This is a genomic window from Pantoea sp. S61 (assembly GCF_016625145.1).
GTDB lineage: Bacteria > Pseudomonadota > Gammaproteobacteria > Enterobacterales > Enterobacteriaceae > Pantoea > Pantoea rwandensis_B.
On sequence record NZ_JACVUO010000002.1, the window covers coordinates 146824 to 171812 of the forward strand.

Consider the following 24989-nt stretch of genomic DNA (forward strand, 5'->3'; position numbering starts at 1 on the left):
TCAGATCCTTTGCGACTCAACCTTATCTTCTCCTCAAGGAGCGCAAAGTGTTAAACAAAGTCTTGCCCATGTTGCTGTTGGTCTCTGCCCCGGTGTTAGCTGCCAAGCCTGTTCTTACTGTTTACACCTACGACTCGTTCTCTGCAGATTGGGGCCCCGGCCCTGCCGTCAAAAAAGCCTTTGAAGCCGAGTGCGGCTGCGAACTGAACTATGTGGCGCTGGAAGATGGCGTGTCGCTGCTTAACCGCGTGCGGATGGAAGGCAAAAACAGTAAAGCCGATGTGGTGCTGGGCCTCGATAACAACCTCGTGCAAGCCGCCGAAAAAACCGGCCTGTTCGCGAAAAGCACCGTCGACACCAGTAAGTTGCAACTACCTGATAGCTGGCATAACGACACCTTCATTCCGTTTGATTACGGCTACTTCGCCTTCGTCTACGATAAAAACAAGCTGAAGAACCCACCGAAAAGCCTGAAAGAACTGGTCGAAAGCCCGGAAAAGTGGCGCGTGATCTATGAAGATCCACGTACCAGCACACCGGGATTAGGCCTGCTGCTGTGGATGCAAAAAGTGTATGGCGATAAAGCACCTGACGCCTGGCAGAAGCTGGCACAGAAAACGGTCACCGTCACTAAGGGCTGGAGCGAAGCCTATGGCCTGTTCCTGAAAGGCGAAGGCGATCTGGTGCTGAGTTACACCACCTCTCCCGCTTATCACATCATTGAAGAGAAGAAAGATAACTACGCCGCTGCGCCGTTTAGCGAAGGCCATTATCTGCAAGTGGAAGTGGCTGCTCAGCTCGCTAGCAGCAAACAGCCGAAACTGGCGCAGCAGTTTATGCAATTTATGGTGTCGCCAGCCTTCCAGCAGACTATTCCGACTGGCAACTGGATGTATCCGGTGATCAAAAGCGATCTGCCTGCGGGTTATCAGTCGCTGACCGTTCCGGCAAATGCGCTGCAATATCGCTCAGCCGAAGTGGCCGATCATCGCGCTGACTGGATTCGCACCTGGCAACAAGCCGTTAGCCGTTAATGCCAGCCTGGTTAATTCCTGGAAGTGCCGTTGCGCTGCTATTGTGCGCAGTGGCACTGCTGGCGTTTGGTGCCTTAACGCTGGCCGCGCCCGTCACTGACTGGCGCGCCTTGCTCACTGACAGCTATCTGCATCACGTGCTGGCGTTTTCGTTTGAGCAGGCACTGCTGTCCGCATTGTTCTCGGTGCTGCCATCAATTCTGCTGGCACGCGCGCTGTATCGCCGTCGCTTTCCAGGGCGCACGCTGCTGCTGCGTCTGTGCGCCATGACGCTGGTCTTGCCGGTTTTGGTTGCGGTATTTGGCTTGCTCAGTGTCTACGGTCGCAGCGGCTGGCTGGCACAACTCTGCGCCATAGCAGGACTCGACTACCACTTCTCACCCTATGGCCTGCAGGGCATTCTGCTGGCACACGTGTTCTTCAATCTGCCGCTCGCTACCCGCATGCTGTTGCAGGCGCTGGAAAGTATTCCCGGCGAGCAGCGTCAGTTAGCCGCCCAGCTTGGCTTGCGCGGCTGGAACCAGTTTCGTTTCGTCGAGTGGCCATGGCTGCGACGCCAGATTCTGCCCACCGCCGCACTGATTTTTATGCTGTGCTTCGCCAGCTTTGCCACCGTGCTGGCACTGGGCGGTGGACCGCGCGCCACCACGCTGGAACTGGCCATCTATCAGGCGCTGAGCTTTGATTACGATCCCAGCCGTGCAGCCCTGCTGGCACTGTTACAGCTTGGCTGTTGTCTGCTGCTGGTGCTGTTAAGCCAGCGCTTCAGTAAAGCCATCCCCACCGGCAGCCAAAATATTCGAGGCTGGCGCGATCCCCAGGATTGCTGGCATGCCCGGATCGGCGACACGCTACTGATTGTCTGTGCGCTACTGCTGTTACTGCCGCCGCTCGCTGCGGTGATCGTTGATGGCTTGCGCGGTGGTGTTGCAGGTGCGCTGCAACAACCCGCGTTATGGCAAGCGACCTTCACCTCACTGCGCATCGCCCTCGGCGCCGGATTGCTGTGCGTGGTACTGACGATGATGTTGCTATGGAGCAGCCGTGAGCTACGGCAGCGCCAGCGCAACATGGCGGCACAGGCGATGGAACTGAGCGGCATGCTGATTCTGGCGATGCCAGGCATCGTGCTGGCCAGCGGCTTTTTCCTGCTGTTCAACGCCACCATCGGCCTGCCGCAGCGTGCCGATGGCTTAGTGATCTTCACCAATGCGCTGATTGCCATCCCCTATGCGATGAAAGTGCTGGAAAACCCGATGCGCGATATCAGCGCTTGCTACAGCCCGCTCTGCGCCTCATTGGGCATTGCTGGTATTCATCGCCTGAAACTGATTGAACTGCGCGCGCTGAAGCGGCCCATTGCGCAAGCGCTGGCGTTTGCCTGCGTACTGTCGATTGGTGATTTCGGCGTGGTGGCACTGTTTGGCAGCGCCGATTTCCGTACGCTGCCATTCTATCTGTTCCAGCAAATTGGCGCTTACCGCGGCGCGGACGGTGCCGTGACGGCACTGCTGCTGTTACTGCTGTGCCTATTACTCTTTACCCTGATGGAAAAACTGCCGGGTCGCCATGCTGACACTGAATAACCTCACTTACCTTTACCAGCATCTGCCAATGCGCTTCCGTTTTGAAGCCCAGGCGGGTGAACGTCTGGCAATCCTTGGTCCCAGCGGCGCAGGCAAAAGCACCTTGCTCAGTCTGATCGGTGGTTTTTTGCCAGTGAGCCAGGGAACCCTGATGATGAATAGCGTCGATCACACGCGCAGCGTGCCCTCTGCACGGCCAGTGTCGATGCTGTTCCAGGAGAACAATCTCTTCCCGCACCTGACAGTGCAGCAAAATATGGGGTTAGGTTTGCATCCGGGCTTGAAACTGACGAGGGAACAGCAACAACAACTGGCCACCATCGCTGAGCAGACCGGATTAGCGGAGATGCTGAACCGCTTGCCCGCGGAGCTTTCTGGTGGTCAACGCCAGCGTGTAGCCTTAGCACGCTGCCTGTTGCGCGATCGGCCAATCCTGCTACTGGATGAACCCTTCTCTGCGCTCGATCCGGCGCTGCGCGGTGAGATGCTGCAACTGGTGCGTTCGGTGTGCGAAAGCCGCAACATTACTTTGCTGATGGTGTCGCATAGCCTGGAAGACGCTCAGCAAATTGCGCCGCGCAGTCTGGTGGTGGTTGATGGTCGGATTTATTGGGATGGCAGCACGGCGAGCTTGATCAGTGGAGAGAGTGAAGCGGCTGCCATCCTTGGCGTGAAAAAGCCTTAAGCGAAGAACACCTTCCACAACAGATGGCGGAAGATGGGCATCATCGGGTGATACTGAATGGCGATAAATGCGGCCACGCCGATAACAGCGGCCAGCGGTGCCAGCCAGCGCAAGCGCGCCTGCGGCAGATATTTCGTTGCCCAGTCAGTGGTTTTGCCACTGCGCCACCAGCGCCACATCAGCCAGCAGCCCATCCACACCAGCAACGCCACCAGCAACAGCAGCCACTTAAAATTGCCGCCTTGCGCGGCCTGCGGTACATCAATCGCCACACCGGCGAGGATACCCGGCATCAGATAAGCCGGGGGCCAGAGAATACAGCCAATCAAATTGGGCGGCAGGAATTTGCGCACCGGCAGCTCCAGCATGCCCGCCGCCAATGGAATCAACGGCCGCGTCGGGCCGACGAAGCGCCCCACCAAAATCGTAAACATGCTGTGTTCATGCAGCGCGTGCTCGGTTTTATCCAGCAGGCCCTGATACTTTTTCAGATATTTCCAGCGGTGTAATGGCCCCTGGAACTTCCAGCCGATGCCATACGAGACCCAGTCGCCAATCAGGCAACCGGCAAAACCCGCCGCCCAGGCAGGATAAAGGCCAATTTGTCCGCTGCCCACCAGCGCCCCAAGACTGGCCATTAATACGGTTCCTGGCAACAGCAATCCCACGAACGCCAGCGACTCAAGGAAGGTCACCAGCGCCACGGCCATCAGCGCGTACTCCAGCGATTGCGAAAACAGATGTTGAATCCAGGCTTCCATAACTATCCTCTGCGGAATATAGAGGCTGGATTGTCCGGAGCCAGCGCCGAACCGTCAAGGCAAGAATTGTAGAACGATGTTGACAGAGTGCTGACACTATCGCCACACGCAGGCACTGTATAAACATCCATGATATACTTCAGGCAATTCATTTCCCGGAGTTAACGTGACCGAACCGCGTGCAGGTTTTCTGCTTACCCGCCACTGGCGAGATACCCCAACCGGCAGCGAAGTGGTGCTGTGGCTGGCGACTGATGAGGGTCCACAGCGGCTGGTGCTACCGGCACAGGAGTCCGTGGCTTTCATTCCAGAAGAATTCCGTCAGCAAACCGAAACGTTGATCCGAGGCGAGCGGCATACCCGTGTGCAATCGCTCAAACTGAAAGATTTCCGCCGTCGTCCGGTGTTTGGTCTTTATTGCCGCAGCCACCGCCAGCTGCAAAACCTGGAAAAGCGGCTGCGGGAAAATGGCATCGCGCTGTATGAAGCCGATATCCGCCCGCCAGAGCGCTATTTGATGGAGCGTTTCATCACGGCACCAGTGTGGTTTAGCGGCGAGGTGCGCGGCGATAGCGTGGTCAATGCTCGTCTGAAACCGCATCCAGATTATCGCCCGCAGCTAAGATGGGTTTCGCTGGATATTGAAACCACGGAACACGGTGAGCTGTATTGCATCGGGCTGGAGGGCTGCGGTCAGCGCCAGGTTTACATGCTGGGTCCGCCCAATGGCGATGCCAGCACGCTCGATTTCGATCTCATCTATGTGGATAGCCGCCCGCAGTTGCTGAAGCAGCTCAATGCCTGGTTCGCTCGCCACGATCCTGATGTGATCATCGGCTGGAGCGTAGTGCAGTTCGATCTGCGCGTCCTGCAAAAACACGCCGACCGCTACAGCATCCCGCTGCGCCTGGGCCGCCAGAACCAGGCGCTGGAGTGGCGTGAGCACGGTTTTAAACCTGGGGTATTCTTCGCACAAGCCACAGGACGATTAGTGATCGATGGCATTGAAGCGCTGAAATCCGCGTTCTGGGATTTTCCCTCTTTCAGTCTTGAGGCGGTGTCACGCCAGCTCCTCGGCGAAGGAAAAGACATCGACAACCCGTGGCAGCGCATGGAAGAGATCAACTGGCGCTTTGCCCATGACAAACCCGCGCTGGCGAAGTACAACCTAAAAGACTGCGAGCTGGTGACGCGCATTTTCCAGCACACCGCCATCATGCCATTTTTGCTGGAGCGCGCCACGGTGAACGGCCTGGCGGTCGATCGTCACGGCGGTTCGGTGGCGGCTTTTGGTCATCTTTATATTCCGCGCATGCATCGTGCAGGATTCGTGGCACCTAACCTCGGTGAAGTCGCCCCCGAAGCCAGCCCCGGCGGTTATGTGATGGACTCACGGCCCGGACTGTATGATTCGGTGCTGGTGCTCGATTACAAAAGCCTTTATCCCTCCATTATTCGCACCTTCCTGATCGATCCCGTCGGTCTGGTGGAGGGGCTGGCGCATCCAGACGATGCCGATTCCGTGCCCGGCTTCCGTCATGCGCGCTTCTCACGCCAAACCCATTGCCTGCCAGCGATTGTGGAGCAGATTTGGCAAGGGCGTGAAGCAGCGAAACGCGACGGCAATCAACCTTTGTCACAGGCACTGAAAATCATCATGAATGCCTTTTACGGCGTGCTGGGCACCAGCGCCTGTCGCTTCTTTGATCCACGTCTTGCGTCTTCTATTACCCTGCGTGGCCACGCCATCATGCAGCAAACACGCGAGCTGATTGAAGCGGAAGGTTTCGATGTGATCTACGGCGATACCGACTCGACCTTTGTCTGGCTCAAAGGCGCGCACAGCGAGGCAGAAGCCGCCGCCATTGGTCATCGTCTGGCTAAACAGGTCAATGCGTGGTGGCAGCAACATCTGCAGCAGACTTACGGGCTAGAGAGCGCACTGGAATTAGAGTACGAAACCCATTTCAGTCGCTTCCTGATGCCGACCATTCGCGGTGCCGAGCAGGGCAGTAAAAAGCGTTACGCCGGGATGATTCGCAGCGACGGAACAGAGCGGTTGGTGTTTAAAGGGCTGGAGTCGGTGCGCACCGACTGGACGCCGCTGGCGCAGCAGTTCCAGCAAAATCTGTATGGCCGAATTTTCCGTGGCGAACCGTGGCAGGATTATATCCGCGAGACCGTGGCCCAGTTGCTGGCAGGCGAACTGGACGAATTACTGGTCTATAAAAAGCGTCTGCGCCGCCCGTTAAAAGATTACGAAAAAAACGTGCCACCCCATGTGCGCGCCGCGCGCCTCGCCGATGAGCAAAATCGGAAATTACAGCGTCCGCTGCAGCACCAAAATGGCGGGTCCATACGCTATGTGATGGCGACCGCTGGCCCGGAACCGCTGGAAGCGCGCACCACGCCGCTCGACTACGATCACTACGTCACCAGGCAGTTACAACCGGTGGCAGATGGAATTTTACCTTTCGTTGGCGATGACTTTGCTACACTTATCACCGGGCAGCTGGGGCTTTTTTGACAGGTGACGAATGCCCTGCCATCCAGTACCATAGCGCCCTTCCTGTTTCTCACCGCATAGACACCCTGACCAAACTCATGTTTGGCGGTGTTGTATTGCCTGAGTGCAGGTGAACTTCTTTATGGCATGTCAGAGAGTCGAGCTAAAAATATATGGTTTTTACACTGGGTCAGCGCTGGATTAGTGATACGGAAAGTGAACTGGGATTAGGAACGGTGGTGGCGATTGATACCCGCATGATCACCATGATGTTCCCGGCAACCGGCGAAAACCGCCTGTATGCCCGTAATGATGCTCCCGTCACCCGTGTGATTTTCAATCCGGGCGACACCATCACCAACCACGAAGGTTGGCAGATGAGCGTCGATGAAGTCCGCAACGATAACGAATTAATGACTTACATCGGCACGCGTCTCGACACCGAAGAAAGCGGCGTGGTGATGCGCGAAGTGATGCTGGACAGCAAACTGGTATTCAGTAAGCCTCAGGATCGCCTGTTCGCCGGTCAGCTCGACCGTATGGACCGTTTCTCCCTGCGCTTCCGTGCGCGTAAATACCAGAGCGAGCAGTATCGCCTGCCGATCAGCGGTCTGCGTGGCATGCGCACCAACCTGATTCCGCATCAGCTGCATATCGCCCATGATGTCGGCCGCCGTCATGCGCCACGCGTGTTGCTGGCGGATGAAGTGGGCCTGGGCAAAACCATTGAAGCCGGGATGATCATTCAGCAACAGCTGCTGGCTGGTCGTGCCGATCGCGTACTGATCGTGGTGCCGGAAACGCTCCAGCACCAGTGGCTGGTAGAGATGTTGCGCCGCTTCAACCTGCGCTTTGCCCTGTTTGATGACGACCGCTACACCGAAGCCCAGCATGACAGTGATAACGCCTTCGAAACCGAGCAGTTAATTATCTGCTCGCTAGACTTCGTGCGTCGCAATAAGCAGCGTTTGGAATTACTCGCTGATGCCGACTGGGATTTACTGGTGGTCGATGAAGCTCACCATCTGGCCTGGAGCGAAGAGGCACCCAGCCGTGAATATCAGGTAATTGAACAGCTGGCGGAAAAAACGCCTGGCGTATTGCTGCTGACGGCAACGCCGGAACAGCTGGGCCTGGAAAGTCACTTTGCCCGTTTACGTCTGCTCGATCCAAACCGCTTCCACGACTTCAGCCAGTTTGTGGCTGAGCAGCAGAATTATCGCCCGGTGGCTGATGCCGTCAGCTCATTGCTGGCCGATCAGGCGATCACCAAAGAAGAGATGAACCTGATCAATGACCTGATCGGCGAGCAGGACATCGAGCCGCTGCTGCAGGTGGCGAACAGCGATCGTGATGGCAAAGAAGATGCGCGCAAAGAGCTGGTCTCGATGTTGATGGATCGCCACGGCACCAGCCGCGTGCTGTTCCGTAACACCCGTAACGGCGTGAAGGGCTTCCCGAAACGCGAGCTGCACCAGATTCGTTTGCCACTGCCCGCGCAGTATCAAACCGCGATTAAAGTTTCCGGTATTATGGGCACGCGCAAGAGCGCAGAAGAACGCGCACGTGACATGCTGTATCCGGAAAAAATTTATCAGGAATTTGAAGGTGATAGCGGTACCTGGTGGAACTTCGACCCGCGCGTAGAGTGGCTGATGGGCTACCTGACCAGCAACCGTAAAGAGAAAGTGCTGGTGATTTGCGCTCAGGCCGCCACTGCGCTGCAACTGGAACAGGTGCTGCGTGAGCGCGAAGGTATTCGTGCCGCGGTGTTCCACGAAGGATTATCCATTCTGGAGCGTGACCGTGCTGCGGCATTTTTCGCTTCAGAAGAAGAAGGTGCGCAGGTGCTGCTGTGCTCGGAGATCGGTTCTGAAGGCCGCAACTTCCAGTTCGCCAGCCGCCTGGTGATGTTCGACCTGCCGTTTAACCCGGATCTGCTGGAACAGCGTATTGGCCGTCTTGACCGTATTGGCCAGATGCACGACATCCAGATTCTGGTGCCGTGGCTGGAAAAAACCGCTCAGGCGGTGCTGCTGCGCTGGTATCACGAAGGCCTGGATGCGTTTGAACATACCTGCCCGACTGGCCGCACCATCTATGACAGCGAATACAGCAAGCTGATTGAATACCTCGCCGCGCCAGAGAACCCGCAAGGGCTGGATGAGTTCATTGCAGAGAGCCGCAAACAGCACGACACGCTGAAATCGCAGTTGGAACAGGGTCGTGACCGTTTGCTTGAGCTGAACTCCAACGGCGGCGAAGCGGCGCAAGCGCTGGCGAATGCGATTGGTGAACAGGATAACGACACTGATCTGGTCAACTTCGCACTGAATCTGTTCGATATCGTCGGTATCAATCAGGAAGATCGCAGTGACAGCCTGATCGTGCTGACGCCATCCGATCATATGCTGGTGCCGGATTTCCCAGGTTTGCCGGAAGACGGCTGCACCGTGACTTTCAACCGCAACCAGGCGCTATCGCGTGAAGATACCCAATTCATCACCTGGGAACATCCGCTGATCCGTAATGGTCTCGATTTGATCCTGTCCGGCGATACCGGCAGCTGTGCATTATCACTGTTGAAAAACAAAGCGCTGCCGGTAGGTACGCTGCTGGTTGAGATGGTCTATGTGGTTGAAGCGCAGGCACCGAAAAGCCTGCAACTCACTCGCTTCCTGCCGCCAACGCCGGTGCGTTTGCTGATGGATCGTGCTGGCAACAACCTGGCAGGCAAAGTGGAGTTTGAGAGCTTTAACCGCCAGTTAAATGCCGTGAATCGCCATACCGGTAGCAAACTGGTTAACGCAGTGCAGCAGGAAGTGCACGAGATTCTGACGCAGGCCGAAAAAGTGGTGATTCCGGAAGCACAGGCGATCATCGCAGCGGCGAAAGTTGAGGCGGATGAGAAGCTGAGTGCCGAGTTGTCACGTCTTGAAGCGCTGCGAGCGGTCAACCCCAACATCCGCGATGATGAAGTTGAAGCGCTGGAAAGCAATCGCGAACAGGTGCTGGCAAGCCTCGGTGATGCGGGCTGGCGTCTGGACGCGCTGCGTCTGATCGTTGTTACGCACCAATAATTGCTGAAGGCCACTACGACATGTTGATGGAAGCCTACAATCCGCCGCTCGAACCCTGGCTACATATTCTGTATCAGGACGAGCACATTATGGTGGTCAACAAGCCAAGCGGGTTGTTGTCGGTGCCGGGCCGGCTGGAGGAGCACAAAGATAGCGTGATGACGCGTATTCAACGTGATTTCCCCCAGGCGGAATCGGTGCATCGACTGGATATGGCGACCAGCGGGGTGATCGTGGTGGCACTGAATAAAGCCGCAGAGCGCGAGTTGAAGCGGCAGTTCCGCGAGCGTGAGCCGTCAAAGTACTATGTGGCGCGCGTTTGGGGTCATCCAGCCGCGGAAGAAGGATTGATCGATCTGCCGCTGATTTGCGACTGGCCCAATCGCCCGAAGCAAATGGTGTGCTTCGAGAACGGCAAAGCGGCGCAGACGGAATATCAGGTGCTGGAGTACGAAGCCAGCCATAGTGCGCGAGTGCTGCTCAAGCCGATTACCGGGCGCTCGCATCAGCTGCGCGTGCATCTACTGGCGCTGGGTCACCCGATTTTGGGCGACCGCTTTTATGCTCATGAAGAAGCGCTGGCAATGGCGCCGCGTCTGCAACTGCACGCGGAGTCATTAACCATTACCCATCCGGCGTTTGGCAATAGCATGACGTTTAAGCAGCCAGCAGATTTTTAATCTGCAGGTCATAAAAAAGGGCCGTCAGTCATGACGGCCCTTTCAATTTACGCTCAATGTCTCAGACTATTTAAATCCCTTCTCTTTACGAATCAAATCGTAAGCGGCCTGAATTTCCTGAGCCTTCTGCTTTGCCATCTCCATCATTTCTGGCGGTAACCCTTTCGCCACCAGTTTGTCCGGATGGTGCTCACTCATCAGCTTGCGGTAGGCTCGTTTAATCGTAGTGCTGTCGTCACTGCTTTTTACACCCAGCACACTACAGGCATCATCCAGCGTCGGTCCGCGTTTCGCCTGTTGATAAGCACCGCCATATGAGGAGCCACCGCCACCAAATTGTTGCCCACCTTCCATCATGCGCAGGAACTGATCGAACTGTGCCCGCGAGATGCCCAGCTCTTCCGCAATCACATACAGCACCTGGCGTTCATTGGGATGCAGCGAACCATCAGCAAATGCCGCCTGAATCTGAATTTCCAGAAACATCCGAATCAGATCAAAACGGCCAAAGCAGGCACTGCGCAGTTCACGCAACTTATTTCGCAGCGGATAGTCACTTTGCTTCCCTTCGCGGAAAGCGCGCTGCGCTGCCGTGCGGGCATCGCCATGCAATTGCATACGATCCATAAATAAGGAGGCAATCTGGATATCTGCCTCGGTGACGCGCCCTTTTGACTTGGTCAAATGACCCATCACCTGAAAAGTGGTACTGAAAAACAGCGTCTGTCGCGCCTGATTATTGGCGAAATAGCCCTGTCCTTTTACGCTGCGCACTTTGTCAAACATATGACCAATGATCAGACCCAGTACAATGCCCCAGAAGCCTGCTCCGGAAAGTAAGCCGAGAGCCAGACCAATAACTTTTCCCCAGTAGCGCATAAACTCCTCAATTCGCCATGCTTGCGGCTGAAAATTGCATTATCATACCTTTCATTTACTTCAGTGCCTAACAGCAACGCGATCAGACAAGGATTAACACTGGCACAACGCCGGGCAGTAAGTTAGTCTCTGAGCCGATTGTCGGCATGATGCCCGTTCTCATGGAAATCCCGAACCGCGTATGAAAAAACAGATACCTACCCTGCTGGCAACCATGATTGGTGCAGCGCTCTACAGTCAGCAGTCATTCGCCGACGATCTGATGTCGCAATGTATGCTGGGCGTGCCGAGCTACAACCGTCCGCTGGTCAGCGGCGACACCAATTCGCTGCCTGTCACCATCAACTCTGACTCGGCCAAGGGTAACTACCCGAATGACGCGGTATTCACGGGCAATGTTGATGTGCAGCAGGGCAATAGCCGCTTACGTGCCGATGAAATGCAACTGCATCAGCGTCAGCAGGATGGACAGACAACGCCAGTGCGCACCGTGGATGCGCTGGGTAATGTGCACTATGACGACAACCAGGTCATCCTGAAAGGTCCGAAAGCCTGGTCCAATCTGAACACCAAAGACACCAACGTGTGGAACGGTGATTACCAGATGGTGGGCCGTCAGGGCCGTGGCGTCGCAGATCAGATGAAACTGCGCGGCAATAACCGTTATACCATTCTGGAAAACGGCAGCTTTACCTCCTGTTTGCCGGGTTCCAACAGCTGGAGCGTCGTCGGTTCCGAAGTGATCCAGGACCGCCAGGAAGAAGTGGCGGAGATTTGGAACGCACGCTTTAAACTCGGCAATGTGCCAGTATTTTACAGCCCTTATATGCAGTTACCGATTGGCGATCGCCGTCGCTCCGGTTTCCTGATCCCGAATGCCAAGTACGGTAGTAATAACGGCTTCGAATTTATGCTGCCGTATTACTGGAACATCGCGCCGCAGGCCGATGCCACGATTACGCCGCATTACATGAGCAAACGTGGTCTGCAATTGCAGAACGAATTCCGCTATCTGACCGTGTTTGGTGCCGGTTTGATGGAACTGGATTATCTGCCTTCCGATAAGCAGTACGATAACGACAAAGCGGTGCGTGGCATCGCCGAAAATGATAACTCTGACCGTTGGCTGTTCTACTGGCAGCATGCTGGCGTTTACGAGCAACACTGGCGCTTCAACGCCAACTACACCAAGGTCAGCGACCCGTATTATTTCAACGATCTCGACTCGAAGTACTACAACTCCACTGATGGTTATGCGACGCAGAAATTCAGTTTTGGCTACGCGGATACCAACTGGGACGCCACGCTGTCGACAAAAGATTTCCAGGTATTTGGTAACACAGATTCGACTAACGTCTATCGTGCCATGCCACAGCTCGACCTGAACGCCTATCAGAACGATATTGGACCATTTGATGGCCACATCTACGCGCAGGCAGTGAAATTCACTAACGTGAATAGCAAAATGCCTGAAGCAACGCGTCTTCACATTGAGCCAACATTAAACTTACCGCTGTCTAATGGCTGGGCCAGCCTGGATACCGAAGCAAAATTCCTCGCTACGCACTATCAGCAGGACAATATTGATCGTTATAACAATAACGAAATCTCTAATATTTCCAGCAACGGTAACCAATTAGATAGCTCCGTCAACCGCACTCTGCCACAGTTCAAAGTGGATGGCCGTCTGATATTTGACCGCGATATGGATTGGGAGCCGGGTTACACGCAAACGCTGGAACCGCGTGTGCAGTACCTGTATGTCCCGTACCGTAACCAGAGCAATATCTATCCGTACGACTCGACTCTGCTGCAAACCGACTACACCGGTCTGTTCCGCGATCGTACTTATAGCGGCCTGGATCGCATCGCATCGGCTAACGAAGTCTCAACCGGCGTGACCACGCGAATTTATGATAACGATCTGGTTGAACGTTTTAACGTTTCTGTAGGTCAAATCTACTCGTTTACCCCGTCTCGTACCGGCGTAAACCAGACAAATGATGATGATGACACCGGCAGCCTGGTGTGGGCGGGTGACACCTACTGGAAAATCAGCGATCGCTGGGGCGCACGCGGCGGACTGCAGTATGACACCCGCCTCGATAACGTCGCCCAGGGCAACGCTATCCTGGAATACCGTCAGGATGCGGATCGGATGGTGCAGCTGAGCTACCGTTACAGCAGCCCGGAATATGTGGCACAAGCGTTGAACAACGCCAGCTTGCTGACGAACCCGATCTACAAAAACGGGATTTCACAAGTCGGTGCGACCGCGAGCTGGCCAATTGCTGATGCCTGGTCACTGGTCGGCGGTTATTACTACGATACCCGCAACAGTCGTCCGGCTGAACAACTGGTAGGCCTGCAGTACAGCTCGTGCTGCTACGCCATTCGTCTGGGTTACGAGCGCAAGATCAACGGCTGGGAAAACAACGACAGTAAGTACGACAACCAAATCTCATTCAACATTGAGCTACGTGGTCTGAGTTCTAACTATGGCTTAGGCACCAATGAAATGCTGCGTCAGGGCATCATCCCTTACCAGCGCGCTTTCTGATGTTGTGATATTTGACAGGCTATCCCGCAGTGCGGAAACAACAATGGATAAAGTATGAAGAACTGGAGAATGCTGATTCTTGGTGTAGCGATCACCGCTAACACTGCGTTCGCAGCCCCACAAGAGGTTGATAAAGTTGCTGCCGTCGTGAATAACGGCGTGGTACTGGAAAGTGACGTTGATAACATGATGCGCACCGTGAAATCACAGGCGCAGCAGGCTCATCAACAGTTACCTGATGACAAAACCTTGCGTCATCAGATCCTTGAGCGTCAGGTCATGGATGCCATCATTCTTCAGATGGGCGAGAAAGCCGGCTTGCAGGTCAGCGATCAGCAGTTAGATCAGGCCATTCAAAATATCGCCGCACAAAATAAGATGAGCATGGACCAGTTGCGTAGCCGCCTGGCCTATGACGGAATGAACTACAACGCTTACCGTGCGCAGATCCGTCAGGAAATGCTGATCTCTGAAGTGCGTAATAACGAAGTGCGCCGCCGTGTCACCATCCTGCCGCAGGAAGTGGATGCGCTGGCAACGCAGATTGGTTCTCAGAACACTCAGGGTACCGAACTGAACGTGAGCCAGATCTTGCTGCCGCTGTCAGAAAATCCGACGCAACAGCAGGTTGACGATCAGGAAGCGCTGGCGCGTCAATTAGTTGGTCAACTGAAAAGCGGTGCCGATTTCGGCAAAATGGCAGTGACTTACTCTGCCGATCCGCAAGCGCTGAAAGGCGGCAACATGGGTTGGGCAAAGATTGAAGAGCTGCCTACCCTGTTCTCGCAAGCGTTGAGCACCGCGAAGAAGGGTGACATTGTCGGCCCAATCCGCTCTGGCGTTGGCTTCCACATTCTGAAAGTGAACGACCTGCGCGGTGAGAGCAAAAACATCTCTGTCACCGAAGTGCATGCGCGTCACATTCTGCTGAAGCCTTCTCCGATCCTCACTGACGCGCAGGCACAAGCGAAGATCGAGCAGATTGCTGCAGATATCAAAAGTGGTAAAACCACCTTTGCCGCCGCAGCAAAACAGTTCTCTGACGATCCGGGTTCAGCCAATCAGGGCGGCGATCTCGGCTGGGCAACCCCGGAAATCTACGATCCAGCCTTCCGTGATGCGCTGCTGAAGCTGCAAAAAGGCCAGGTCAGCGAGCCGGTACACTCATCCTTCGGCTGGCATTTGATTCAGTTACTGGATACCCGCCAGGTTGATAAAACCGATGCGGCGCAGAAAGAGCGTGCTTATCGTCTGCTGTTCAACCGTAAATTTGCCGAAGAAGCACAAACCTGGATGCAGGAACAACGCGCCAGTGCTTACGTGAAGATTCTGGACAGCAATGGTCAGTAATTATCGTGTGGTGATCACCCCCGGCGAACCCGCCGGGATTGGTCCTGATCTTACCGTTCAACTGGCTCAGCTCGACTGGCCAGTTGAACTGGTGGTCTGTGCCGATGGCCATGTGCTGCGTCAGCGCGCCCAGCAACTGGGCTTACCGCTGACGCTGCGCGATTACCAACCGGGTGTTGCGGCACAAGCACAGCAGGCCGGTACGTTAACGCTGCTGCAGGTTGATACTGCGCAGCCGGTCACGCCCGGTGAATTAACCGTCGCGAATGGGCATTACGTATTGGAAACGCTGGCGCGTGCCTGCGATGGTTGCCTCAACGGTGAATTTGCCGCATTGATTACCGGACCGGTACACAAAGGCGTCATCAATGACGCCGGCATTGCGTTTACCGGTCATACCGAATTTTTCGCCGAACGCGCGGGTGGCGATCGCGTCGTGATGATGCTGGCCACCGAAGAGCTGCGTGTCGCCCTCGCGACCACGCATTTGCCGTTGAAAGATGTCGCTGACGCCATTACTCGCGACTGTCTGCATGAGGTCATTACGATTCTGCATCAGGATTTACAGCAGAAATTCGGTTTACCGCATCCCCATATCTTCGTCTGCGGCCTGAACCCGCATGCGGGCGAGAGCGGCCATATGGGCCGTGAAGAAATTGATACTATTATTCCGGCACTCGACGAACTGCGTCAGCAAGGTATTCAGCTCACCGGCCCGTTACCGGCTGATACGCTGTTCCAGCCGAAGTATTTACAGCATGCTGATGCGGTCCTGGCGATGTATCACGATCAGGGCTTACCAGTGCTAAAATTTCAGGGGTTTGGTCGCGCGGTGAATATCACCCTTGGCCTGCCCTTTATCCGGACTTCTGTCGACCATGGTACCGCGCTGGAATTAGCCGGTCAGGGCAAGGCGGAACCGGGCAGCTTTATCACGGCGCTTAATCTCGCCATCACTATGATCAAGAGCAGTAATGAATAATCGCGTCCATCAGGGGCATTTTGCCCGTAAACGTTTCGGGCAGAACTTCCTGAACGATCAGTACATTATCGACAGCATTGTCTCCGCTATTCACCCGCAGAAGGGAGAAGCGATTGTGGAGATTGGTCCCGGCCTTGGTGCCTTAACTGAACCGGTGGGCGAACGCCTTGATGAACTGACCGTTGTAGAGCTGGACCGCGATCTGGCTGCACGTTTGCAGACCCATCCGTTCCTCGGACCAAAGCTGACCATTTATCAGCAAGATGCCATGACTTTCGATTTCTCGGCGCTGGCGCAGGAGAAAGGTCAGCCACTGCGTGTCTTTGGCAACCTGCCGTACAATATTTCGACCCCGCTGATGTTCCACCTTTTCAGCTATACTGGTTCGATTAAAGACATGCACTTCATGCTGCAGAAAGAAGTGGTAAACCGTTTGGTTGCCGGACCAGGCAGTAAAGCCTATGGCCGCCTGAGCGTGATGGCGCAGTACTATTGCCAGGTGATTCCGGTGTTGGAAGTACCACCCGAATCCTTTACGCCTGCGCCAAAAGTCGATTCCGCCGTGGTGCGTTTGATGCCTTACCCAGAGCCGCCTTATCCGGTGAGCGATATTCGCCTGCTGAGCCGCATCACCACTGAAGCCTTTGGTCAACGCCGTAAAACCCTGCGTAACAGCCTTGCACATATGTTTACTGCGGGTGCGTTGGATGAACTAAACATTGATGCCTCGCTGCGTGCTGAGAATGTCACCGTGGCGCAGTATTGCCAATTGGCGAACTGGCTGGGTAATCATCAGGCTGAAACCCCGGAGAAATAAGTGTATGAGTGAACTGGCCCGCGTCTGTATTCATGTATTGAGTCAATATGTGGAATCACAATCCTTGCCCGACGAGGATCGTTACGTGTTTGCCTACACCATCACCATACGTAATCTGGGACGAAATAGCGTTCAACTGCATAGCCGCTACTGGCTTATCACCAATGGCAACGGTCGTGAGACTGAAGTTCAGGGGGAAGGTGTGGTTGGCGAGCAACCGCACATTGCCGCTGGCGGTGAGTATCAGTACACCAGCGGTGCGATTCTGGAAACCCCAATGGGCACCATGCAAGGTCACTATGTGATGATCGACGATGAAGGTGAAGAATTTCACGTCGACATTCCGGTGTTCCGACTCGCCGTGCAAACCCACATACATTAATCCCCCTCCGCCCGGCCTGTCCGGGCGGCGCGTTTTGATCGGACTGACGTAATGAGTACATACCTGATTGGCGATATTCACGGCTGTTATGACGAGCTACGTGCGCTGCTGGCGCAGGTTGATTTCGATCCGCAGCAAGACGAGCTTTGGCTCACCGGCGACTTAGTGGCGCGTGGCCCGGGTTCGCTGGATGTGCTGCGCTATGTGAAATCGCTGGGAGATTGCGTGCGACTGGTGCTCGGCAATCACGATCTGCATCTGCTGGCGGTTTATGCGGGCATCAGCCGTAACAAACCTAAAGATCGTCTGACGCCATTGTTAGAGGCGCACGACGCTGATGAACTGATCAACTGGTTACGTCGCCAGCCGCTGTTACAGGTAGATGAAGAGAAAAAGCTGTTGATGGCTCATGCGGGTATCACACCGCAGTGGGATCTCGACACGGCAAAACTCTGTGCGCGTGAAGTTGAAGCCGTACTGGCCAGCGACACCTATCCGCTGTTCCTGGATGCGATGTACGGCGACATGCCGAACAACTGGACGCCGGAATTGAGCGGATTGGCACGTCTGCGCTTCAGTACCAATGCTCTGACGCGCATGCGTTTCTGCTTCCCCAACGGTCAGTTGGATATGATTTGCAAAGAAGCCCCCAACTCTGCGCCACCGCCATTAAAACCCTGGTTCCTCGTTCCGGCCAAAATCGGCCGCGACTATACGCAGGTGTTTGGCCACTGGGCTTCGCTGGAAGGTAAAGGGACACCTGAACACATAATCGGACTGGATACCGGTTGCTGCTGGGGCGGAACGCTAACGCTGCTGCACTGGGAATCACAACGCTATTATGTGCAGGCCTCCAACCGCGAAAAGGCGATGGCAGAGAGTGCCGCCAGCGCACATCCGCCATTGAGCGACATGCATTAATAAATGCCCCGGCCAATTAACCATTGCCGCAGATCATAAACAAAAAGCCCCGCAAATTGAGCGGGGCTTTTTTTCTTTCGCCATAATCGATGGTGCTGAGATTTCCCGGTCGCCGAAATGGCGACACTACGACGATATGGCACAGTCTTCGTCAGGGGCGCATTGACGCGCACCGGGATAAACATCAACGGCGATCTAAAATCTCAAAGCAGTAGCTGTGCGAGTTTTGTGCATCGGCGTCATGAAACTCGCTAAAGGTCGATTGCCACTCATCCGGCTCGTAATCCGGGAATTGGGTGTCACCTTCGACTTCGGCATCAATGTGTGTGAGATACAAACGATCGGCACGCGCCAGCATCTGTTCGTAAATGCGACCGCCACCGATCACCATGACCTCTTCCACGTCTCCCGCCGCTTTCACTGCTTCGTCCAGTGAAGTCACCCAGGTCACGCCGTCATGGGTGCCAGGCTGGCTGCTCACCACAATATTTAAACGTCCCGGTAGCGGGCGGCCGATTGATTCAAAGGTCAGACGCCCCATAATCACCGGCTTATTCAGCGTATTACGTTTGAACCACGCCAAATCAGCAGGCAGGTTCCATGGCATGGCGTTTTCCATACCAATAATGCGATCGGCTGCCAGTGCTGCGATCAGACTAATCATGTTAAAAGACCTACAGGAAAAAAATTGGCGCCATCATACGTAAAGGCGAAAGTTTCGTCGATAGGCCGCCCCCGCTATTTGCGTAAAGCTCCTATGCGACCGCATTTTTGTTATTGGACAGAGTTTTACACCGACTTTTCCACCATACATGGAAATAGACGCCAGATTAGTCCAGCTGAACGCTACAACTCAGGGCGAAATGAGGCTTTGACGTGATGGAGTGTAAAGAAAACCGCACTGTCTGCGACAAAGAAAAACGGCTCCCGCAGGAGCCGTTGTCACTTCGATTAGAAATCGTAGCGCAGACGCACCAGGTTCATATTACCCAGTGATTTGTCGGTGCTTGAGGTGATCACGTATTCGTAGTCCACCTGGAAGCCGTAATCCAGTTTAGTGCTGATACCGACACCATTGTCGATACGTTTGTAGTTACGTCCATTGACGAACTCCAGACGGTCGCCCATGAAGTATGGCTGGATCGATTTAACCGCATACTGATCGATAGCGAATTTGTAGCCCGCGAAGTATTCAACGCCCCACGCATCATCTGCGAAGTAGTTGTTGACGTTCTTCACTGTGGTTGGGGAGAAGTTCTGGTACCAACCCGCACCGGCAGACAACGTCCAGTTATCAGGTTTCCAGCTCAGCGCGGTACCGTAGATGTTCTGGTTGTAATCTTTGTCATCGCCATTGGCCGCATTACGCATGGTGGCGCGCGTATAGTTCCACGCGGTGCCCCATGTTAAATCTTTCGTGATGTGGTAATCGATACCCAGTGAACCACCGCTCTTACGCTTATAGCGCAGGCTGTTGTTCTTCTGCAGCAGTTCATTATCTGCAAACAGATAAGACGCATAAACATCAACGTCGCCGAAGGTGTTTTTGTACTTCAGCATCTTACGTGAACGGTATGAACCGTCGTAATCGCCGTTGATACCATTGCCCGGTGCCTGAGCCAGCATATCGTAGTCCCAGATATCGGTCTTTGCGCCAACCACATCATAGTAAACGCTGTTCTGCTGACCAAAGGTCAACTGACCCCAGGTTTTGCTCTTCAGACCGGTGTAAAGCTGGCGACGCGTGGTGTTGTTCTGGCCATCGGCATAGTGGTGATCCCAACCCCACCAGGCCGGGAAGTTCACGCCCAGCTCGTAGTAGCTGACCCAGCTAATGTCATCAAACAGGTAGTAATCAGCGGAGAAACGGAAACGTGAACCGCCATCGTAGCCGTTACGTTTATACGATTGGTCACTGACACCAGCCTGATGCTGGAACTGAGGACGAATACTGCCGCCGACTTTGAAATCAAGACGACTAAGTGGATCGCCCGCCTGCGGATCCTGCTTCAGCAGGGTAATTTCCGCCTGGCTGGCGAGAGGCGCAGCAACTAATAACGCAGCCACTGCGCTGAGGGTGAAAGCACGCATTTTCATTTTTTATATCCCAGTTAAGGTGAGCGCTCTATTGATGAGCGCTCAAGATAGTACGGTGCGCTTACCGGGATCGTATTTATAAATTTGTGCGGATAATCCGAGGTGTAACCGTTACCGCATCAACTGATAAATACTATGTCAAATCAATAGATTTTTCACACATAACCTTATTCAACTAATGATAAACAGGCGAAAAAAAACGGCTCCCGAAGGAGCCGTTCTCAGTCGGTCAACTTATTGATTAACCTTTGATTTGCGCATGCATTTCCTGCACTGAAATCACTTTCTCAGTCGGGTCGGCATTCAACGCCATCGCCGTAGCAAATCCACCGTTCAGCGTGGTGTCATAATGCACTTTATATTGCAGCGCACTGCGGCGAATCAGTTTGGAATCTTCAATCGCCTGACGACCCGCGGTGGTATTGACGATGTAGGTGTACTCACCATTCTTCAGACGGTCCTGAATGTGTGGACGACCTTCATGCACCTTGTTAACCAGACGTGGGTTGATACCGGCTTCACCCAGCACCACAGCGGTACCGTGTGTAGCATCTAACTCGAAGCCAAACTTCTGCAGCTTCGCCGCCAGGTCAACAATACGTTTCTTATCGCCTTCGCGCACTGACAGTAACGCACGACCGGTTTTCTTCATGTTGCTCTGCGCACCCAACATCGCTTTGGCAAACGCCTCAGCGAAGGTACGGCCGACACCCATCACTTCACCGGTAGAACGCATCTCTGGGCCAAGAATCGGGTCAACACCCGGGAACTTGTTGAACGGCAGCACCACTTCTTTCACCGAGTAATACGGTGGAATGATTTCTTTCGTGACGCCCTGCTCAGCCAGGGTTTTACCTGCCATCACACGCGCAGCCACTTTCGCTAAAGGTACACCGGTCGCTTTAGACACGAATGGCACGGTACGCGCCGCACGTGGGTTCACCTCAATCAGGTAAACCTCGTTGTCCTTCACTGCGAACTGCACGTTCATCAAACCGCGTACGTTCAGCTCGAAAGCCAGTTTCTCGACCTGTTGACGCATCACGTTCTGGATTTCAGTGCTCAGCGTATAAGCCGGCAGTGAACAAGCGGAGTCACCTGAGTGAACACCAGCTTGTTCGATGTGCTCCATGATGCCGCCAATCAGTACGCGCTCACCGTCGCAAATCGCATCCACGTCGACTTCCACTGCATCATCCAGGAAGCGGTCCAGCAGTACCGGTGCATCGTTGGAAACAGAAACCGCGGTCTGGAAGTAACGCTTCAGGTCGATTTCATCATAAACGATTTCCATCGCACGGCCGCCCAGCACATAAGAAGGACGCACCACCAACGGATAACCGATACCTGCGGCTTTCTCGACGGCTTGCTCCAGCGTAGCCACGGTGGCGTTAGCCGGCTGCTTCAGGCTCAGGCGTTCAACCGCCTGCTGGAAGCGCTCACGATCTTCAGCGCGGTCAATCGCATCTGGGCTGGTCCCAATCACGGGCACGCCTGCCGCTTCCAGCGCACGAGCCAGCTTCAGCGGGGTCTGACCGCCGTACTGCACGATGACGCCTTTAGGCTTCTCGATGCGCACGATTTCCAGCACGTCTTCCAGCGTCACCGGTTCGAAGTACAAGCGGTCGGAGGTGTCGTAGTCAGTCGATACGGTCTCCGGGTTACAGTTCACCATAATGGTTTCGTAACCGTCTTCGCGCAGCGCCAGCGCCGCATGCACGCAGCAGTAATCGAACTCGATACCCTGACCGATACGGTTTGGACCACCGCCCAAAATCATGATTTTGTCACGATCCTGGTTTGGATTCGCTTCGCACTCTTCTTCATAAGTGGAGTACATATAAGCGGTATCGGTGGAGAATTCTGCCGCACAGGTGTCTACGCGTTTGTAGACTGGGTGCAGGTTGAACTGCTGACGCAGTTTGCGAATTTCGCTCTCCGCCACGCCCGCCAGGTTTGCCAGACGCACGTCAGCAAAGCCTTTGCGCTTCAGTGCACGCAGGAAATCGGCGTTCAGTGAGTTAACACCTTCACGCGCAACCTGCTCTTCCAGGCGCACCAGCTCTTCGATTTGCACCAGGAACCAGCGGTCAATGTTGGTCAGGTTGAACACGCCATCCACCGACATACCGGCACGGAACGCATCGGCGATGTACCAGATACGGTCAGAACCGGCATCTTTCAGCTCACGGCGGATGCGGGTCAGCGCTTCGGCATCATCCAGATCCACTTTCGGGTCGAAGCCGTTTGCACCGACTTCCAGACCGCGCAGCGCTTTCTGCATTGATTCCTGGAAGGTGCGGCCAATTGCCATCACTTCACCCACAGATTTCATCTGCGTGGTCAGGCGGTCATTGGCGCCAGCGAACTTCTCGAAGTTGAAGCGAGGAATCTTGGTCACAACGTAGTCGATTGACGGCTCAAACGACGCCGGCGTACGACCGCCGGTGATGTCATTCATCAGCTCATCAAGGGTGAAGCCCACCGCCAGTTTCGCGGCGACTTTTGCAATCGGGAAACCGGTGGCTTTGGAGGCCAGCGCTGACGAGCGCGACACACGCGGGTTCATCTCAATAACAACCAGACGACCATCTTTCGGGTTGACTGAGAACTGGACGTTAGAACCGCCGGTTTCAACACCGATTTCACGCAGTACCGCCAGCGAGGCGTTACGCATGATTTGGTATTCTTTATCCGTCAGGGTTTGCGCCGGTGCCACGGTGATCGAGTCACCGGTGTGGATACCCATCGCATCGAAGTTTTCGATTGAGCAGACGATGATGCAGTTGTCGTTTTTATCACGCACCACTTCCATCTCGTACTCTTTCCAGCCAATCAGCGACTCATCAATCAGCAGCTCATTGGTAGGGGAGAGATCCAGGCCACGCTCGCAAATCTCTTCGAACTCTTCGCGGTTGTAAGCGATACCGCCACCCGTCCCGCCCATGGTGAACGAAGGACGAATGATGCACGGGAAGCCCACATCTTCAGCCACGGCCAGTGCTTCTTCCATGGTATGCGCGATACCAGAGCGAGCAGTACCCAGACCGATACTTTTCATCGCTACATCAAAGCGGCGGCGGTCTTCGGCTTTATCGATGGCATCTGCGGTTGCACCAATCATGGTGACACCGAACTCTTCGAGTACGCCGTGACGCTCCAGCTCCAGCGCACAGTTCAGCGCAGTCTGGCCGCCCATGGTTGGCAGCACCGCATCCGGACGCTCTTTTTCGATAATTTTGCGTACCACTTCCCAGTGAATCGGCTCGATATAGGTCGCATCGGCCATTTCCGGGTCGGTCATAATGGTAGCCGGGTTGGAGTTTACCAGAATGACGCGGTAACCCTCTTCACGCAGCGCTTTACACGCCTGCGCACCGGAGTAGTCAAATTCACATGCCTGGCCGATAACGATCGGGCCAGCGCCAAGGATCAGGATGGATTTTATGTCTGTACGTTTTGGCATCGTGGGCTCCTGATTACTTCGCGTTAGAACGGTAAGCTTCGATCAGTTCGATAAAGTGATCGAACAGCGGCGCCGCATCGTGCGGGCCTGGGCTCGCTTCAGGGTGTCCCTGGAAGCTGAAGGCCGGTTTATCTGTGCGGTGAATACCTTGTACCGTCTGGTCGAACAGCGACACATGCGTGACGCGCAGATTCGCTGGCAACTGGCTGTCATCAACCGCAAAACCGTGGTTCTGCGCGGTAATCATCACCACATTGTTGTCGAGATCTTTGACCGGATGGTTGCCGCCGTGGTGGCCGAGTTTCATCTTGATGGTTTTCGCACCGCTTGCTAGTGCCAGCAGCTGATGGCCAAGGCAGATACCGAACACCGGAATATCGGTTTTCAGGAACGCCTGAATTGCATTGATGGCGTAGTCACACGGCTCCGGGTCACCAGGACCGTTCGACAGGAAGATGCCATCTGGATTCAGTGCCAGCACCTCTTCTGCGCTGGTTTTAGCCGGGACAACCGTCAAGCGGCAGCCACGATCCACCAGCATACGCAGGATGTTGCGCTTAGCGCCGAAGTCGTAGGCGACAACGTGGAACGGCAGCTCTGCAGCCGTTTTCTGCTCAGGCAAATCCCCTTCCAGGGTCCAGCTACCCTGCTGCCACGCGTAAGTTTCTGCGGTGGTCACTTCTTTTGCCAGATCCATTCCTTTCAAGCCCGGGAACGCCTGCGCCTTTTGCAGCGCCAGTGCCGCATCTGGATTATCACCCGCAATAATGCAGCCACTCTGTGCGCCCTTCTCACGCAGCAAACGCGTCAGTTTGCGCGTATCAATGTCGGCGATACCGACAATGTTATTGCGCTGCAAGTAAGCTGAGAGGCTTTCTTCACTGCGGAAATTGCTGGTGATTAGCGGCAGGTCGCGAATAACGAGGCCTTGAGCATGGATTTGGCTGGATTCTTCATCGGCGGCATTAACGCCAACATTGCCGATATGGGGATAAGTGAGGGTAACGATTTGGCGGGAATAGGAAGGATCAGTGAGGATTTCTTGATAACCAGTCATTGACGTGTTGAAAACGACTTCCCCCACTGCCGACCCCGTTGCCCCGATGGCCCGACCGTGGAATTGGGTTCCGTCTTCCAGAACCAAGAGCGCTGACTTAATCAAAACATCCTCCAGGGAATAAACAGTCACAATATTTGCATATT

Annotated in this window: 18 protein-coding genes; 12 read left to right on the forward strand and 6 right to left on the reverse strand. The window is 54.8% G+C overall.

The window, feature by feature from the left end:
* Positions 1 to 47: 47 nt before the first annotated feature.
* From thiB to thiQ, 3 genes are read left to right on the forward strand one after another with little or no spacing between them, the layout of a single operon-like run.
* Positions 48 to 1034, forward strand: coding sequence for a thiamine ABC transporter substrate binding subunit (thiB, locus tag IAE30_RS06050; RefSeq protein WP_200678534.1), 987 nt, complete (start codon positions 48 to 50; stop codon positions 1032 to 1034).
* Positions 1034 to 2620 carry a thiamine/thiamine pyrophosphate ABC transporter permease ThiP gene (gene thiP, locus IAE30_RS06055; RefSeq protein WP_200678536.1) on the forward strand — a complete coding sequence of 529 codons (1587 nt, stop codon included), beginning with the start codon at positions 1034 to 1036 and terminating at the stop codon, positions 2618 to 2620. The genes thiB and thiP overlap by 1 nt, the downstream gene beginning before the upstream one ends.
* Positions 2604 to 3305: a thiamine ABC transporter ATP-binding protein ThiQ gene (gene thiQ, locus IAE30_RS06060; protein WP_200678538.1), complete on the forward strand. Its 702-nt coding sequence runs from the start codon at positions 2604 to 2606 to the stop codon at positions 3303 to 3305. Before thiP ends, thiQ begins: the two co-directional genes overlap by 17 nt.
* Here the strand turns inward: thiQ and IAE30_RS06065 are convergent.
* On the reverse strand, positions 3302 to 4066 hold the full coding sequence (locus IAE30_RS06065; protein ID WP_200537420.1) for a DedA family protein: 765 nt from the start codon (positions 4064 to 4066) through the stop codon (positions 3302 to 3304). The two genes, thiQ and IAE30_RS06065, sit on opposite strands and share 4 nt — an antisense overlap.
* 166 nt (positions 4067 to 4232) lie before the next feature.
* Between IAE30_RS06065 and polB the strand changes: the two genes are divergently transcribed.
* The 3 genes from polB (at position 4233) to rluA (ending at position 10332) form a co-directional block, all read left to right on the forward strand.
* Positions 4233 to 6593: a DNA polymerase II gene (gene polB, locus IAE30_RS06070; protein WP_200678541.1), complete on the forward strand. Its 2361-nt coding sequence runs from the start codon at positions 4233 to 4235 to the stop codon at positions 6591 to 6593.
* 152 nt (positions 6594 to 6745) lie between these two features.
* Positions 6746 to 9652: an RNA polymerase-associated protein RapA gene (gene rapA / locus IAE30_RS06075; protein WP_038649113.1), complete on the forward strand. Its 2907-nt coding sequence runs from the start codon at positions 6746 to 6748 to the stop codon at positions 9650 to 9652.
* A gap of 20 nt (positions 9653 to 9672) precedes the next feature.
* Positions 9673 to 10332, forward strand: a complete 660-nt coding sequence (gene rluA, locus IAE30_RS06080; protein WP_045816732.1) for a bifunctional tRNA pseudouridine(32) synthase/23S rRNA pseudouridine(746) synthase RluA — start codon at positions 9673 to 9675, stop codon at positions 10330 to 10332.
* Positions 10333 to 10398: 66 nt separating this feature from the next.
* Here the strand turns inward: rluA and djlA are convergent, their stop codons facing one another.
* Complete coding sequence (djlA, locus tag IAE30_RS06085; protein ID WP_034826068.1) at positions 10399 to 11211, reverse strand: co-chaperone DjlA; 813 nt, start codon at positions 11209 to 11211, stop codon at positions 10399 to 10401.
* 181 nt (positions 11212 to 11392) lie between these two features.
* Between djlA and lptD the strand changes: the two genes are divergently transcribed.
* From lptD to apaH, 6 genes are read left to right on the forward strand one after another with little or no spacing between them, the layout of a single operon-like run.
* Positions 11393 to 13771 (forward strand): LPS assembly protein LptD, encoded by a 2379-nt coding sequence (gene lptD / locus IAE30_RS06090; RefSeq protein WP_038649118.1) that lies wholly within the window; start codon positions 11393 to 11395, stop codon positions 13769 to 13771.
* A 54-nt stretch (positions 13772 to 13825) separates the two neighbouring features.
* A complete protein-coding gene (gene surA, locus IAE30_RS06095) occupies positions 13826 to 15121 on the forward strand; it encodes a peptidylprolyl isomerase SurA (RefSeq protein ID WP_038649120.1) in 1296 nt (431 codons plus the stop codon).
* Positions 15111 to 16103 (forward strand): 4-hydroxythreonine-4-phosphate dehydrogenase PdxA, encoded by a 993-nt coding sequence (gene pdxA, locus IAE30_RS06100; protein ID WP_038649123.1) that lies wholly within the window; start codon positions 15111 to 15113, stop codon positions 16101 to 16103. Before surA ends, pdxA begins: the two co-directional genes overlap by 11 nt.
* The gene (gene rsmA, locus IAE30_RS06105; RefSeq protein ID WP_034826076.1) at positions 16096 to 16920 is read left to right on the forward strand and encodes a 16S rRNA (adenine(1518)-N(6)/adenine(1519)-N(6))-dimethyltransferase RsmA; all 825 of its coding nucleotides are present in this window, start codon (positions 16096 to 16098) and stop codon (positions 16918 to 16920) included. Before pdxA ends, rsmA begins: the two co-directional genes overlap by 8 nt.
* A 4-nt stretch (positions 16921 to 16924) precedes the next feature.
* Entirely contained in the window at positions 16925 to 17302 is a 378-nt protein-coding gene (gene apaG, locus IAE30_RS06110) for a Co2+/Mg2+ efflux protein ApaG (protein WP_034826077.1), read from the forward strand.
* A 51-nt stretch (positions 17303 to 17353) separates the two neighbouring features.
* Positions 17354 to 18223 (forward strand): bis(5'-nucleosyl)-tetraphosphatase (symmetrical) ApaH, encoded by an 870-nt coding sequence (gene apaH / locus IAE30_RS06115; protein ID WP_038649126.1) that lies wholly within the window; start codon positions 17354 to 17356, stop codon positions 18221 to 18223.
* 184 nt (positions 18224 to 18407) lie between these two features.
* On the opposite strand, the gene folA is transcribed toward apaH, so the two are convergent.
* The 4 genes from folA to carA all read right to left on the reverse strand — a co-directional run bounded on the left by folA (position 18408) and on the right by carA (position 24948).
* Positions 18408 to 18887 carry a type 3 dihydrofolate reductase gene (folA, locus tag IAE30_RS06120; RefSeq protein WP_038649129.1) on the reverse strand — a complete coding sequence of 160 codons (480 nt, stop codon included), beginning with the start codon at positions 18885 to 18887 and terminating at the stop codon, positions 18408 to 18410.
* Between the two features lie 287 nt (positions 18888 to 19174).
* Complete coding sequence (locus tag IAE30_RS06125; protein WP_200537415.1) at positions 19175 to 20320, reverse strand: porin; 1146 nt, start codon at positions 20318 to 20320, stop codon at positions 19175 to 19177.
* A gap of 241 nt (positions 20321 to 20561) precedes the next feature.
* Entirely contained in the window at positions 20562 to 23786 is a 3225-nt protein-coding gene (carB, locus tag IAE30_RS06130; protein WP_200678547.1) for a carbamoyl-phosphate synthase large subunit, read from the reverse strand.
* Positions 23787 to 23799: 13 nt separating this feature from the next.
* Complete coding sequence (gene carA, locus IAE30_RS06135) at positions 23800 to 24948, reverse strand: glutamine-hydrolyzing carbamoyl-phosphate synthase small subunit (RefSeq protein WP_034826093.1); 1149 nt, start codon at positions 24946 to 24948, stop codon at positions 23800 to 23802.
* Positions 24949 to 24989 lie beyond the last annotated feature (41 nt).

Excerpts from the sequence above, each read along its gene's own strand:
- thiP (WP_200678536.1), top strand. The coding sequence starts at position 1,034 with ATGCCAGCCTGGTTAATTCCTGGAAGTGCCGTTGCGCTGCTATTGTGC.
- thiQ (WP_200678538.1), top strand. The coding sequence starts at position 2,604 with ATGCTGACACTGAATAACCTCACTTACCTTTACCAGCATCTGCCAATG.
- IAE30_RS06065 (WP_200537420.1), bottom strand. The coding sequence starts at position 4,066 with ATGGAAGCCTGGATTCAACATCTGTTTTCGCAATCGCTGGAGTACGCG.
- rapA (WP_038649113.1), top strand. The coding sequence starts at position 6,746 with ATGGTTTTTACACTGGGTCAGCGCTGGATTAGTGATACGGAAAGTGAA.
- rluA (WP_045816732.1), top strand. The coding sequence starts at position 9,673 with ATGTTGATGGAAGCCTACAATCCGCCGCTCGAACCCTGGCTACATATT.
- djlA (WP_034826068.1), bottom strand. The coding sequence starts at position 11,211 with ATGCGCTACTGGGGAAAAGTTATTGGTCTGGCTCTCGGCTTACTTTCC.
- lptD (WP_038649118.1), top strand. The coding sequence starts at position 11,393 with ATGAAAAAACAGATACCTACCCTGCTGGCAACCATGATTGGTGCAGCG.
- surA (WP_038649120.1), top strand. The coding sequence starts at position 13,826 with ATGAAGAACTGGAGAATGCTGATTCTTGGTGTAGCGATCACCGCTAAC.
- pdxA (WP_038649123.1), top strand. The coding sequence starts at position 15,111 with ATGGTCAGTAATTATCGTGTGGTGATCACCCCCGGCGAACCCGCCGGG.
- rsmA (WP_034826076.1), top strand. The coding sequence starts at position 16,096 with ATGAATAATCGCGTCCATCAGGGGCATTTTGCCCGTAAACGTTTCGGG.
- apaG (WP_034826077.1), top strand. The coding sequence starts at position 16,925 with ATGAGTGAACTGGCCCGCGTCTGTATTCATGTATTGAGTCAATATGTG.
- apaH (WP_038649126.1), top strand. The coding sequence starts at position 17,354 with ATGAGTACATACCTGATTGGCGATATTCACGGCTGTTATGACGAGCTA.
- folA (WP_038649129.1), bottom strand. The coding sequence starts at position 18,887 with ATGATTAGTCTGATCGCAGCACTGGCAGCCGATCGCATTATTGGTATG.
- IAE30_RS06125 (WP_200537415.1), bottom strand. The coding sequence starts at position 20,320 with ATGAAAATGCGTGCTTTCACCCTCAGCGCAGTGGCTGCGTTATTAGTT.
- carB (WP_200678547.1), bottom strand. The coding sequence starts at position 23,786 with ATGCCAAAACGTACAGACATAAAATCCATCCTGATCCTTGGCGCTGGC.